Genomic DNA, 12,371 nt, shown 5'->3' with positions numbered 1-12,371 from the left:
CGTGCATCCTGCGCGCGTTCGATCCACATGGAAGTCGCCGATGAGTCATGAACTGGTCTACCTGCTGCTGATCTTCGCGCTGCTGGTGATCCCGCGCGCGCTGCAGCGGTTCAGCCTGCCCGCGCCCCTGACCTGCCTGCTGTTCGGCATCATCGGCATGCTCTGGCTGGGCGACCAGGCGCACGATGCGGTCATCGGGCTGCTGGCCACGCTGGGCATTTCTTCGTTGTTCCTGTTTGCCGGCCTGGAAGTGGACCTGCAGGCCCTGCGCCGCGGCATGTGGCCGCTGCTGGCGCATCTGCTCATCCGCAGTGCGACCCTGTTCGGCGTCGGTTGGCTGGCCTGGCGTTACGCCGGTCTGCCATGGCAGGCGGCAGGGCTGCTCGCGCTGGCGCTGCTGACCCCGTCCACCGGCTTCATCATGGATTCGCTGTCGCGGCTGGGGCTGAGCGAGGACGAACGGTTCTGGGTCACCAGCAAGGCCATTGCCGGTGAGCTGCTGGCCCTGGCGGCGTTGTTCATCGTGCTGCAGGCGGGGGATCCGGCGCACATGGCGCTGTCCAGCACGGCGCTGCTGGCGATGATGGTCGGCCTGCCGCTGGTGTTCATCGCGCTCGGTCGCTGGGTCGCACCGCACGCGCCGGGCTCGGAATTCTCGCTGCTGGTGATGGTCGGCATGGTGGCGGCGTACATCACCTACCTGCTGGGCGTGTACTACCTGGTCGGCGCCTTCATCGCCGGCCTGGTCGCGCGCCTGCTGCACCAGCGCATGCCGCTGCTGGCCTCGCACGAAAACCTGCATGCGCTGCGTCTGTTCGCCTCGTTCTTCGTACCGTTCTATTTCTTCAACGCCGGCACCAAGGTGCCCAGCGAAGCGCTGAGCTGGGAAGCGCTGGGGCTGGGCATCGTCATCACCCTGGTGGTGCTGCCGCTGCGCATCGCGGTGGTCTGGCTGCAGCGCCGCGTGATGTTCGGCGAGAGCTTCCGCAGCAGCCTGCGTGTGTCGCTGGCGCTGGCACCGACATTGATCTTCACCCTGGTGCTGGCCGCGATCATGCGCGATCGCTTCCAGATTCCGGCGGTGCTGTTCGGCGCGTTGCTGCTGTACGCCGCATTGACCACGCTGTTGCCCTCGCTGGTGTTCCGCACGCCGTTCGATGTCGACCCGGTCGAGCAGGAGCCGGCAGGGCAGGGCGAAGATGCGCCGGTGGCGGCGACCGAAGTGGTTGCGGCCGCCCCTGCAGCCGAGCGCTGAGGCAGATCCAGGGAGTGCGGTTTGCGCGCATCGGCCATGGCCGTTAGGGTTGGGGCATGAAACCGATCGCCGCTGTTGCTTCCGCCATCGCCCTGCTCGGCCTCGCCGCCTGCTCGCAGCCATCGCATACGGTCAACCACGATCTGGCGACCGCACCAGCCGACGCCTTCATGGCCGCCATCGCAGCCCATTGCGGCCAGGCCTACGAGGGCAAGGTGGTGGAAGACACGCCGGCGCCCACCGGCAACGATCCCTTTGCCGGGCAGAAACTGGTGATGCATGTGCGTGGCTGTGCCGACCCGGGGCATGAGCTGCGCATCCCGTTCCACGTGGGCGATGACCATTCGCGCACCTGGGTATTGACCCGCACCGAGCATGGGCTGCGCCTGAAGCACGACCACCGCCACGCTGATGGCAGCCCCGATGCGATCACCCTGTACGGGGGCGACAGCAAGCCGCCGGGTACCGCCGAACGCCAGCAGTTCCCTGCCGATGGCGAATCGGTGGCGATGTTCCGTCGTGCCGACATGCTGGCCTCGACCCACAACACGTGGGCGATGGAGATCGAGCCGGACCAGCGCTTCGTCTACGAGCTGACCCGTCCGGAGGGCCGTCGATTCCGGGTCCAGTTCGACCTCAGCAAGCCGGTCGCACTGCCGCCCGCCCCCTGGGGGGATCAGGCTTCGCCGGCACCCTGATCGGCGCCCTGGCATGCTGCCGCGGACAGCCCGGTAGCGCCGGGCCATGCCCGGCGGCTTTCAAGCGGAGATCCTGCCGCTGCGCTCGCCGGGCATGGCCCGGCGCTACCCCTCAACGCGTGCCGAAGCGCGCCCGGCAGCCGTTGCTGACCCACACGTTGCCGCGCGAGTAACCCCAGGTCCGGCCTTCCTGGCAGGCACTGCCGGACAGCTGCTGCTGCAGCACCGGCCGGCCCTGGCGTTCATCCCAGTTGCAGCTCTGCTGGCGGTTGTTGTTGCTGCTGCAGGTCACGGTGTAGTTGCTGTTGCCGCCCCCCCAGCCGCCGCCATTGCCCCCACCATTGCCGCCGCCCCAGCCGCCGCGGGCTTCGGCGAACTCGGCGCGGCAGCCGCGGTTGACCCAGATGGCGCCGTTGCGCACGCCCCAGTTCTGGCCCTCCACGCATTGGGTACCGGATATCTGCCGGACCACGCGCGCGTTGCGCCAGCCGACCGGGCAGCTGCGTTCGCGGTTGTCCTGGCTTTCGCAGCGCACGGTGCCGCCGTTGCCGTTGCCGCCGCCCCAACCGCCACCGTTGCCGCCCCCCCAGCCACCGCGGCCCTGGGTGAATTCGGCGCGGCAGCCGTTGTTGACCCAGATGCTGCCATTGCGGGTGCCCCAGGTGCGGCCCTCCACGCAGGCCGAGCCGGACAGTTGGCGGACCAGCTGCGCGTCGCGCCAGCCGGTGTTGCAGACACGTTCGCGGTTGTTCTGGCTCTCGCAGCGAACCACCCCGTCCTGCGCGGCGGCAGGGGCGGAGGGCAGGGCGAGCGCGGTAAAGGTACCCAGGATCACGGCCAGGCTGGCCAGGGACTGCGGTTTCATGGCGACATCCCCATACGGGAGTAGGTGCGCGACTATAAGGACCGGGGCGATCAAGCCCGCGTGACCGTCTGCATTTGCCCCGGCCGGGGCCTCGGCCGCAGAATAAGAGGCTTTCCGGCCCCCATCAGGCGCCGGCGTTCTCCAGCGGAGCTTTCCCCCCATGCGTACCCACTTCTGCGGCCTGGTCGATGAGACCCTGATTGGCCAGACTGTCACCCTCGCCGGCTGGACCGACGTGGCCCGTAACCAGGGCGGCGTCTGCTTCATCGATCTCCGCGATCATGAAGGCATCGTGCAGGTGACGGTGGAGCTCGACAACGCCGAAGTGTTCGCCGTGGCCGCCAGCCTGGGCTATGAGGACGTGCTGCAGGTGGAAGGCGTCGTGCGCGCCCGCCACGCAGTCAACGACAAGCTGCGCACCGGCAAGGTGGAAGTGATCGCCACTGCCATCACCGTGCTGAACAAGGCCGCGCCGCTGCCGTTCCACGCCCACGAGAACCCGGGCGAAGAAACCCGCCTGAAGTACCGCTACCTGGACCTGCGCCGTCCGGAAATGCAGCGCATGCAGCGCACCCGCATCAAGCTGGTGCAGGCCCTGCGCCGCCACCTGGACGAAAAGGGCTTCCAGGACATCGAAACCCCGATCCTGACCAAGGCCACCCCGGAAGGCGCACGCGACTTCCTGGTGCCGGCGCGCATGCACCCCGGCGAGTTCTACGCCCTGCCGCAGAGCCCGCAGCTGTTCAAGCAGATCCTGATGGTGGCCGGCTTCGACCGCTACTACCAGATCGCGCGCTGCTTCCGCGACGAGGCCCTGCGTGCCGATCGCCAGCTGGAATTCACCCAGCTGGACATGGAGTTCGCCTTCGTCCGCGAGCGCGACGTGCAGGATTTCGTCGAAGACATGATCCGCGGCATCTTCAAGGAAGTGGTCGACGTCGAGCTGGACACCAGCTTCCCGCGCATGACCTGGGCCGAGGCGATGCGTCGCTACGGTTCGGACAAGCCGGACCTGCGCATCGCGCTGGAACTGGTGGACGTGGCCGAACTGGTCAAGACCAGCGAATTCCCGGTGTTCACCGCGGCTGCCAACGATGCCGATGGCCGCGTCGCCGCGCTGCGCATCCCGGGTGGTGCCAGCCTGTCGCGCAAGCAGATCGATGAGTACGCCGCGCACGCCGCCAAGTACGGCGCGAAGGGCCTGGCGTACATCAAGGTGAGCGACACCGGTGAAATCAGCTCGCCGATCCAGAAGTTCTTCAGCGAAGAAGGCTTCGCTGCGCTGGTGGCGCACGTCGGCGCGGGCAACGGCGACATCGTGTTCTTCGGTGCCGGCGGCTACAACAAGGTGTCCGACTTCATGGGCGCGCTGCGCCTGAAGGCCGGCAAGGACTTCAACCTGGTCGCCGACGGTTGGGCGCCGCTGTGGGTCACCGACTTCCCGATGTTCGAGTGGGACGAGGAAGCACAGCGCTACGTCGCCCTGCATCACCCCTTCACCGCGCCGGCCGTGGACGACATCGCCGATCTGCGCGCGCACGCCAAGACGGCCGTTTCGCGCGGCTACGACATGGTGCTCAACGGCAATGAAATCGGCGGCGGTTCGATCCGTATCCACCGCCCCGACATGCAGAGCGCGGTGTTCGAACTGCTCGGCATCGGTGCCGAAGAAGCCCGTGCCAAGTTCGGCTTCCTGCTCGACGCGCTGAACTACGGCGCGCCGCCGCACGGTGGCATCGCCTTCGGTATCGACCGTATCGCCGCGCTGATGGCCGGCACCGAATCGATCCGCGACGTCATCCCGTTCCCGAAGACCACCGGTGCACAGGATCTGATGACCGACGCGCCGTCGCCGATCGTCGACGAGCAGCTGGCCGAAGTGCACATCCAGGTTCGCCCCAAGAAAAACTGATCAGGAGATCCAGGCAATGACCGAGTTTGCGTTTTCGCTGGAGTGGGAAAAGCTGGGCAATGAAGGCTCCGAGGCCAACCTGGTCACCGAGCGTGCACGTGTCTTCGGTGGTTGGCTGGTCCGCGTCGGTACCAACCCGTCGGCCATGGCCCTGACCTTCGTCGCCGACGGCGAAGGTCGCTGGGACGGTGAAGACTTCGGCGTCGAGGATTACGAAGACGACGAAGAGGAAGAGTACGACGAGGACGAGGAAGGCGAAGAAGAGGAAGAAGGCGAGGAAGAAGAGGACGACGAGGAATACGAAGAAGAGGAAGAGGAAGAAGAGGACGAAAAGGAACCGGCGGAGCGGGCTTGACCCGAACCGTTGTCCTGGCGTCAACTCGACCCATGTATTCGATCCGCCGCGCCACTGTGGACGACGCGCCGACCCTGTCGGCGCTGGCCGCGCGCACGTTCACCGAAACCTTCGGCCATCTGTATCCGCCGCAGGACCTGCAGGACTTCATCGACGCGTCCTACACGGTCGAGCGCCAGCGCACGATCCTGGGCCACCCCGATTACGCGGTGTGGCTGCTGGAGCTGGATGGGGAGGCGGTCGGCCACGCCGCCGCCGGCCTCTGTGGGCTGCCGCATCCGGACGTGAAGCCCGGTGACGGCGAACTCAAGCGCCTGTACCTGGTCAAGACGCAGCAGAGTTGCGGCTGGGGCAGCCGCCTGCTGGAAACCGCGCTGACCTGGCTGGAACGCGACGGCCCGCGCACGCTGTGGCTGGGTGTGTGGTCGGAAAACTTCGGTGCCCAGCGTTTCTACGCCCGGTATGGTTTCGAAAAGGCCGGCGAGTACCTGTTCCCGGTGGGTGATACCAACGATCTTGAGTTCATCCTGCGCCGTCTGCCGCATCCGGCCTGAAGCCGTTCACCGCCGCTTGCCCCTGGCTTCTGTTCAATCACCGTAGTTCCGCCCCGCTGACCGCCAGGCTGTTGCACATGACTCCCCCCGTTCTGTTGTTGCATGGCATCTGGAATGCCCGTGCCTGGGTCGGGCCACTGGCCTGGCGCCTGCGCGCGCGCGGCTTCCAGGTCCATACCTTTGGCTACTCGTCCGTATTCGGCGGCCCCGATGTGGCCGTCCCGCAGTTGCTGGAGCGGCTGGCAGACGCAGGCCCGCTGTCGCTGGTCGGGCACAGCCTTGGCGGCCTGCTGGCGCTGGAAGCCCTGCGCCGGCAGCCGCAGCTGCCCGTGCAGCGCGTGGTCTGCCTGGGTTCGCCACTGCGTGGCAGTGGCACCGCACGCTCGTTGTCCGAACATGGTTGGGGCCTGGCCCTGGGCCGCAGCAGCGAACTGCTGCTGGACGGGCTGCCGGACTGGCAGGGAAAGGCCGCGGTCGGCCTGATCGCCGGCTCGGTGCCACATGGGCTGGGCAGCCTGCTCGGGGCGCTGGATGATGATTCCGACGGTACCGTGGCACTGGCCGAGACCCGCCTGCCGGGCCTGTCCGACCACTGCGTGGTGCGCACCAGCCACAGCGGCCTGGTGGTGTCGCCCGATGCCGCGCGACAGACCGCGCATTTCCTCCGCCATGGCCAGTTCGACCATGGCCGCGACGCCGCTGCGGCCTGAGCGACGTCACCCAGCGCCGCTGCACTCGCCGGGCATGGCCCGGCGCTACCGGGGCGCCGGGCCATGCGGCATCTGTCCGCCCTCGACACGGTCGCCGGGCCCGATCAGGTAGAATCCGCGGCCTTATCCATCAACGCACGTACGGAAAGACCCATGGGTAGAGGCCCCTCCATCGAGAACCGCAAAAACGCGTCTGACGCGAAGCGCGGCAAGATTTTCACCAAGATCATCCGTGAGATCGGCGTCGCCGCGCGCGGCGGTGGAGGCGACCCCAACAACAACCCGCGCCTGCGTGTGGCCGTGGACAAAGCGTTGACCGCGAACATGTCCAAGGACGTGATCGAGCGCGCCATCAAGAAGGCCACCGGTGAACTGGAAGGCGTCGAGTACGAAGAGATCCGCTACGAGGGCTACGCGCCCGGTGGCGTCGCCGTCATCGTCGATTGCCTGACCGACAACCGCGTGCGCACCGTGGCCGATGTCCGCCATGCGTTCAGCAAGTGCGGCGGCAACATGGGCACCGAAGGCTCGGTCAGCTTCATGTTCAAGCGCGTGGGCGTGCTGCATTACGCTGCCGGCGCCGATGAGGACGCCATCTCCGAAGCGGCCATCGAGGCCGGTGCCGATGACATCGTGGTCTACCCGGAGGATGGCGCGATCGACGTGCTCACCGCCGCGGACAGCTTCCACGCGGTCAAGGATGCGATGCAGGCGGCTGGCCGCACGCCGGACCATGCCGAGCTGACCTTCCGCGCCGACAACGACATCAAGGTCGAGGGCGACACCGTCCTGCAGGTCAAGAAGCTGCTGGACATGCTGGAAGACCTCGACGACGTGCAGGACGTGTACTCCAACGCCGATCTCGGCGCGGACGCCTACGCCTGAACGTACGCTCCACCGGTCGCCTTTGGCGGCCGGTGAGCGGACAATGCGGACCATGATGACCCCAGACGTTTCCAGCCATCACCGCCGCATGCGTCCTGCCTGGATCAGCGGCGCCTGCGTGTGTGCCGCATGACCCGTATTCTCGGCATCGACCCGGGTTCACAACGGACCGGGGTCGGCATCATCGATGTCGATGCCAGCGGCCGGGTCAGCCACGTGCATCACCAGCCGCTGGTGTTGCTGGGGGCCGACGACTTCCCGCAGCGCATGAAGCTGCTGGTGCTGGGCCTGGCCGAGCTGTGCCACGAGTACCAGCCGCAGGAAGTGGCCATCGAAAAGGTGTTCATGGCACGCAACCCCGATTCGGCGCTGAAGCTGGGCCAGGCCCGTGGCGCGGCGATTTCGGCGGTGGTGCTGCGCGACCTGCCCGTGCACGAATACGCTGCCAGCGAGATCAAGCTGGCGGTTGTCGGTCGTGGCGGCGCCGAAAAGCAACAGGTTCAACACATGGTCGGGCTCATGCTCAACCTGAAAACCAAGCTGCAGGCCGACGCGGCCGACGCGTTGGCCGTGGCCATCACCCATGCCCACGTAAGGGCAACGGCCAACCGCCTGGGGCTGACTGCCCGCCAGGCGTGGGGTCGCAAATGAGGAGCTGCACGCAATGATCGGTCGACTGCGCGGAATCGTCGCCTACAAGGCGCCGCCGTGGCTGGTGGTGGACGTCAACGGGGTGGGCTACGAGCTGGAGGCGCCGATGAGCACCTTCTACGACCTGCCCGAGCTCGGCCGTGAGGTCATCCTTTACACCCACTATTCGCAGAAGGAAGACAGCGTCTCGCTGTACGGCTTCCTGCGCGAAGGCGAGCGCCGCCTGTTCCGCGACGTGCAGCGGGTCAGCGGCATCGGCGCGAAGATCGCGCTGGCCGTGCTGTCCGGCGTCACCGTCGAAGAATTCGCACGCATGGTCCAGGCCGGCGACATCACCGCGCTGACCCGCATCCCGGGCATCGGCAAGAAGACCGCCGAGCGCATGGTGCTGGAACTGCGTGACCGCGCGGCGCAGTTCGGCGCCGGTGGCGCACTGCCGACCGGCAGTGGCCCGGCCCCGGCCGATCCGCTGTCCGATGCCACCGTGGCGCTGCAGCAGCTGGGCTACAAGCCGACCGAGGCGGCGCGGATGGCGCGCGAAGCCTTCAACGAGGGCGACGAAGTGGCCATGGTCATCCGCAAGGCCCTGCAATCGGCGCTGCGCTGAGCCGCGCCGTTTCCTTTCCCATTACACCCTGAGCTTCGCCAGGAGCCCCATGTCCAGCAGTCAAACCCCGCACACCGCCGCCCATGGCGGCCATGGTCACGCTCCCCCCGCCGGGGGGCTGGCGCTGATCATCGGTGCGATCGGCGTGGTCTTCGGCGATATCGGCACCAGCCCGCTGTACACCCTGAAGGAGGCGTTCTCGCCGCACTACGGGCTCACCAGCGACCACGACACCGTGCTGGGCGTGCTGTCGCTGGCGTTCTGGGCGCTGAACATCGTGGTCACCCTGAAGTACGTGACCATCATCATGCGCGCCGACAATGACGGTGAGGGCGGCATCATGGCGCTGATGGCGCTGACCCAGCGCACGCTGCGCAACGGGTCACGCTCGGCGTACGTGGTCGGCATCCTCGGCATCTTCGGCGCGTCGCTGTTCTTCGGCGACGGCGTGATCACGCCAGCGATATCGGTGCTCGGCGCGGTCGAAGGCCTGGAGGTGGCGGCCCCCGGGCTGCATGCCTTCATCGTGCCGATCACCGTGGTGGTGCTGCTGGCGGTGTTCGCGGTGCAGCGCTTTGGTACCGAGAAGATCGGAAAGCTGTTCGGCCCCATCACCTCGATCTGGTTCATCTCGCTGGCGGCGATCGGCATCTACAACATCGTCGATGCGCCGGAAGTGCTGAAAGCGTTCAACCCGTGGTGGGCGATCCGCTTCTTCATGGAACACGGCTGGCACAGCATCTTCATCCTCGGCGCGGTGGTGCTGGCGGTAACCGGTGGCGAGGCGCTGTATGCCGACATGGGTCACTTCGGTGCCAAGCCGATCCGCCACGCCTGGTACTTCTTCGTGCTGCCGTGCCTGGTGCTGAACTACCTGGGGCAGGGCGCGCTGGTGCTCAATCATCCCGAGGCGGTGAAGAACCCGTTCTTCGAGGCGGTACCGTCGTGGGCGCTGTACCCGATGATCGTGCTGGCCACGATGGCCGCAGTGATCGCCTCGCAGTCGGTCATCACCGGCGCTTTCTCGGTCTCGCGCCAGGCCATGCAGCTGGGTTACATCCCGCGCATGCGCATCAAGCACACCTCGCACGACACCATCGGCCAGATCTACATCCCCGGCATCAACTGGGGCATCGCGGTGATGGTGATCGGCCTGGTGCTGGCCTTCCGCAGCTCGTCCAACCTGGCCGTGGCCTACGGCATCTCGGTATCGGCCACCATGCTGATCGATACCCTGCTGCTGGCCCTGGTCGCACGTTCGCTGTGGCCGAAGGCACGCAACTGGATCCTGCCGCTGTGCGTGGTGTTCTTCGTCATCGATCTGGGCTTTGTCATCGCCAACGGCGCCAAGCTGCTGCAGGGCGCCTGGTTCCCGGTGGTGTTGGGCATCTTCCTGTTCACCATGATGCGCACCTGGCGCCGTGGCCGCGAACTGCTGCGCGACGAGATCCGCAAGGACGGCATCCGCATCGACACCTTCCTGCCGGGCCTGATGCTGGCGCCGCCGGTACGCGTACCGGGCACTGCGGTGTTCCTCACCGCCGACCCGACCGTGGCCCCGCATGCGCTGATGCACAACCTCAAGCACAACAAGGTGCTGCACGAGCGCAACGTGTTCCTGCACGTGGTGACCCTGCCGGTGCCGTACGCGGCGGAGGGGCAGCGCCTCAAGATCGAATCGGTGGGCGATGAGTTCTACCGCGTCTACGTGCGTTTCGGCTTCATGGAGACCCCCGACGTCCCGCTGGCACTGATGCGCTCGTGCGACCACGGCGGCATCTACTTCGACCCGATGGACACCACCTTCTTCGCCAGCCGCGAAACCATCGTCGCCACCGCCAACCGTGGCATGCCGATCTGGCGCGACAAGCTGTTCGCGCTGATGCACAGGAACGCCGCCCCGGCGACGGGCTTCTTCCGCATTCCGGGCAACCGCCTGGTAGAGCTGGGCGCGCAGGTGGAGATCTGACCGCACGGGGTCGGATCCCTTTTCCACGGGAAAAGGGCTCTGACCCCATGTTCGGTTCGTGCCATCCAGCGCCATCCAGCGCCATCCACGCATGGCGTGGATCTACTGTGTCGACCAAGGTCGACACCCACCAAGAGCAGGCCATACCGTGTCGATCAGGGTCGACACCCACCAGGAGCAGGCCATTTCATTCCGACAGATTGCGGAGATCTGTCGAAGGCGGGGTGGGTCCGGTTGAGGGGGTGTGAGCGGCATGGATGCCGCGACCAAGCCCCCAAGGATGGGTTTACGGCGTCCCCCTCAACCGGACCCACCCCGCCATTTCACGGAATGCCCGCTTTGCTTCGGCCTTTGACGTTGCCGTTGCCTCTGCAGGTGCCGGGCGCAGCCCGGCCGAATCCCCCCGTTTTTGCCGCATAATCAGCACATGACCGACGACCGCATCATCGCCGCCGGCGCCACCCGCGAGGATGACGCCGCCGACGCCAGCATCCGACCCAAGCGACTTGCCGACTACCTCGGCCAGGTGCCGGTGCGCGAGCAGATGGATATCTACATCCAGGCCGCCAAGGGTCGTGGCGATGCGCTGGACCACGTGCTGATCTTCGGCCCGCCCGGCCTGGGCAAGACCACCCTCAGCCATGTCATCGCCAACGAACTGGGCGTGGCCCTGCGCGTGACCTCCGGCCCGGTGATCGAAAAGGCCGGCGACCTCGCCGCGCTGCTGACCAATCTGCAGCCGCACGATGTGCTGTTCATCGACGAAATCCATCGCCTGTCGCCGGTGGTGGAAGAAGTGCTGTACCCGGCGATGGAAGATTTCCAGATCGACATCATGATCGGCGAGGGCCCAGCGGCGCGCTCGATCAAGATCGATCTGCCGCCGTTCACCCTGATCGGCGCCACCACCCGCGCCGGTCTGTTGACCGCGCCGCTGCGCGACCGCTTCGGCATCGTCCAGCGCCTGGAGTTCTACAGCGTCGAAGAACTGACCCGCATCGTGCGTCGCTCGGCCGCCATCCTGGCCATCGACTGCACCGCCGACGGGGCAGGGGAGATCGCGCGCCGCGCGCGTGGCACCCCGCGTATCGCCAACCGCCTGCTGCGCCGCGTGCGCGATTACGCCCAGGTCAAGGCCGGTGGCCACATCGACCAGACCGTGGCCCAGGCGGCGATGCAGATGCTCAAGGTCGACCCGGAGGGCTTCGACGAGCTCGATCGTCGGCTGCTGAAGACCATGGTCGACTACTTCGACGGTGGCCCGGTTGGCATTGAATCGCTGGCTGCGGCGCTGTCCGAAGAGCGTGGCACGCTCGAAGATGTGGTCGAGCCGTACCTGATCCAGCAGGGCTACCTGGTGCGCACCGCGCGCGGCCGCATGGCCACCCACAAGGCCTACCGGCACATGGGCCTGAAGCCGAAAAACCCGCCGCAGGATCTGTTCGCCGAGGTCCCCGATGTCGGTTGAACCCTCGGTTGAACCCCGATTCAGTTGGCCGACACGCATTTACTGGGAAGATACCGACGCTGGCGGAGTGGTCTACCACGCCCGCTACGTGGCCTTCATGGAACGGGCCCGGACCGAATGGATGCGTGCGCTGGGCTTCGGCCAGGAGCGCATGCGTACCGAGCACGGCATGGTCTTCGCGGTGCGCTCCATGCAGATGGACTTCATCAAGCCGGCACGGCTGGATGACCAGCTGCAGGTGAGCGCCAGCCTGGTCCAGCTGAAAAAGGCCAGCATGGTCTTCGACCAGCAGGTCCTGCGCGACGGCCAGCTGCTGCTGTCCGCGCAGGTCCGCATCGCCGCACTGGACGCGGCCAGTTTCCGCCCGCGTGGCATGGACGATCTGGTCCTTGCCGCGCTGCAACCCCACCTCCACCCCGAATCCGAACAGAACTCTTGAGGA

13 protein-coding genes are annotated in these 12,371 nt (G+C 66.8%); 12 read left to right on the top strand and 1 reads right to left on the bottom strand.

Annotated elements, in window-relative coordinates; all coding sequences use genetic code 11:
• The first annotated feature begins 40 nt into the window (after positions 1-40).
• On the top strand, positions 41-1,255 hold the full coding sequence (locus QP457_RS16990) for a cation:proton antiporter (protein ID WP_100553355.1): 1,215 nt from the start codon (positions 41-43) through the stop codon (positions 1,253-1,255).
• Positions 1,256-1,311: 56 nt separating this feature from the next.
• Entirely contained in the window at positions 1,312-1,953 is a 642-nt protein-coding gene (locus QP457_RS16985; protein ID WP_205406263.1) for a hypothetical protein, read from the top strand.
• A 112-nt stretch (positions 1,954-2,065) separates the two neighbouring features.
• Here the strand turns inward: QP457_RS16985 and QP457_RS16980 are convergent, their stop codons facing one another.
• Positions 2,066-2,818, bottom strand: a complete 753-nt coding sequence (locus QP457_RS16980) for a DUF3011 domain-containing protein (protein ID WP_180165686.1) — start codon at positions 2,816-2,818, stop codon at positions 2,066-2,068.
• Between the two features lie 160 nt (positions 2,819-2,978).
• Between QP457_RS16980 and aspS the strand changes: the two genes are divergently transcribed.
• The 10 genes from aspS (at position 2,979) to ybgC (ending at position 12,368) form a co-directional block, all read left to right on the top strand.
• A complete protein-coding gene (aspS, locus tag QP457_RS16975; protein ID WP_205406264.1) occupies positions 2,979-4,730 on the top strand; it encodes an aspartate--tRNA ligase in 1,752 nt (583 codons plus the stop codon).
• A gap of 16 nt (positions 4,731-4,746) precedes the next feature.
• Entirely contained in the window at positions 4,747-5,085 is a 339-nt protein-coding gene (locus QP457_RS16970; protein WP_205406265.1) for a DNA primase, read from the top strand.
• Positions 5,086-5,117: 32 nt separating this feature from the next.
• A complete protein-coding gene (locus QP457_RS16965; protein WP_205406266.1) occupies positions 5,118-5,639 on the top strand; it encodes a GNAT family N-acetyltransferase in 522 nt (173 codons plus the stop codon).
• Between the two features lie 77 nt (positions 5,640-5,716).
• Entirely contained in the window at positions 5,717-6,349 is a 633-nt protein-coding gene (locus QP457_RS16960; RefSeq protein WP_089236565.1) for an alpha/beta fold hydrolase, read from the top strand.
• A 153-nt stretch (positions 6,350-6,502) separates the two neighbouring features.
• A complete protein-coding gene (locus QP457_RS16955) occupies positions 6,503-7,234 on the top strand; it encodes a YebC/PmpR family DNA-binding transcriptional regulator (protein ID WP_089236564.1) in 732 nt (243 codons plus the stop codon).
• Positions 7,235-7,363: 129 nt separating this feature from the next.
• On the top strand, positions 7,364-7,885 hold the full coding sequence (ruvC, locus tag QP457_RS16950; protein WP_089236563.1) for a crossover junction endodeoxyribonuclease RuvC: 522 nt from the start codon (positions 7,364-7,366) through the stop codon (positions 7,883-7,885).
• A 13-nt stretch (positions 7,886-7,898) separates the two neighbouring features.
• A complete protein-coding gene (gene ruvA / locus QP457_RS16945; RefSeq protein WP_089236562.1) occupies positions 7,899-8,492 on the top strand; it encodes a Holliday junction branch migration protein RuvA in 594 nt (197 codons plus the stop codon).
• A gap of 49 nt (positions 8,493-8,541) precedes the next feature.
• A complete protein-coding gene (locus QP457_RS16940) occupies positions 8,542-10,461 on the top strand; it encodes a potassium transporter Kup (RefSeq protein WP_089236561.1) in 1,920 nt (639 codons plus the stop codon).
• A gap of 427 nt (positions 10,462-10,888) precedes the next feature.
• On the top strand, positions 10,889-11,929 hold the full coding sequence (ruvB, locus tag QP457_RS16935) for a Holliday junction branch migration DNA helicase RuvB (protein WP_180165674.1): 1,041 nt from the start codon (positions 10,889-10,891) through the stop codon (positions 11,927-11,929).
• Positions 11,919-12,368: a tol-pal system-associated acyl-CoA thioesterase gene (ybgC, locus tag QP457_RS16930; protein WP_100553349.1), complete on the top strand. Its 450-nt coding sequence runs from the start codon at positions 11,919-11,921 to the stop codon at positions 12,366-12,368. Before ruvB ends, ybgC begins: the two co-directional genes overlap by 11 nt.
• The last annotated feature ends 3 nt before the right edge of the window (positions 12,369-12,371 follow it).

The organism is Stenotrophomonas sp. As-7, assembly GCF_030291015.1.
Taxonomy (GTDB): domain Bacteria; phylum Pseudomonadota; class Gammaproteobacteria; order Xanthomonadales; family Xanthomonadaceae; genus Stenotrophomonas; species Stenotrophomonas lactitubi.
The sequence above is the reverse complement of the archived record's forward strand: the minus strand, read 5'-3'. Positions and strand labels throughout refer to the sequence as shown.

What these genes read in the sequence shown, in the direction of transcription:
- QP457_RS16985 (WP_205406263.1), top strand. Translation starts at nt 1,312, where the DNA reads ATGAAACCGATCGCCGCTGTTGCTTCCGCCATCGCCCTGCTCGGCCTC.
- ybgC (WP_100553349.1), top strand. Translation starts at nt 11,919, where the DNA reads ATGTCGGTTGAACCCTCGGTTGAACCCCGATTCAGTTGGCCGACACGC.
- ruvC (WP_089236563.1), top strand. Translation starts at nt 7,364, where the DNA reads ATGACCCGTATTCTCGGCATCGACCCGGGTTCACAACGGACCGGGGTC.
- aspS (WP_205406264.1), top strand. Translation starts at nt 2,979, where the DNA reads ATGCGTACCCACTTCTGCGGCCTGGTCGATGAGACCCTGATTGGCCAG.
- QP457_RS16990 (WP_100553355.1), top strand. Translation starts at nt 41, where the DNA reads ATGAGTCATGAACTGGTCTACCTGCTGCTGATCTTCGCGCTGCTGGTG.
- QP457_RS16940 (WP_089236561.1), top strand. Translation starts at nt 8,542, where the DNA reads ATGTCCAGCAGTCAAACCCCGCACACCGCCGCCCATGGCGGCCATGGT.
- ruvA (WP_089236562.1), top strand. Translation starts at nt 7,899, where the DNA reads ATGATCGGTCGACTGCGCGGAATCGTCGCCTACAAGGCGCCGCCGTGG.
- QP457_RS16965 (WP_205406266.1), top strand. Translation starts at nt 5,118, where the DNA reads ATGTATTCGATCCGCCGCGCCACTGTGGACGACGCGCCGACCCTGTCG.
- QP457_RS16970 (WP_205406265.1), top strand. Translation starts at nt 4,747, where the DNA reads ATGACCGAGTTTGCGTTTTCGCTGGAGTGGGAAAAGCTGGGCAATGAA.
- QP457_RS16960 (WP_089236565.1), top strand. Translation starts at nt 5,717, where the DNA reads ATGACTCCCCCCGTTCTGTTGTTGCATGGCATCTGGAATGCCCGTGCC.
- QP457_RS16980 (WP_180165686.1), bottom strand. Translation starts at nt 2,818, where the DNA reads ATGAAACCGCAGTCCCTGGCCAGCCTGGCCGTGATCCTGGGTACCTTT.
- ruvB (WP_180165674.1), top strand. Translation starts at nt 10,889, where the DNA reads ATGACCGACGACCGCATCATCGCCGCCGGCGCCACCCGCGAGGATGAC.
- QP457_RS16955 (WP_089236564.1), top strand. Translation starts at nt 6,503, where the DNA reads ATGGGTAGAGGCCCCTCCATCGAGAACCGCAAAAACGCGTCTGACGCG.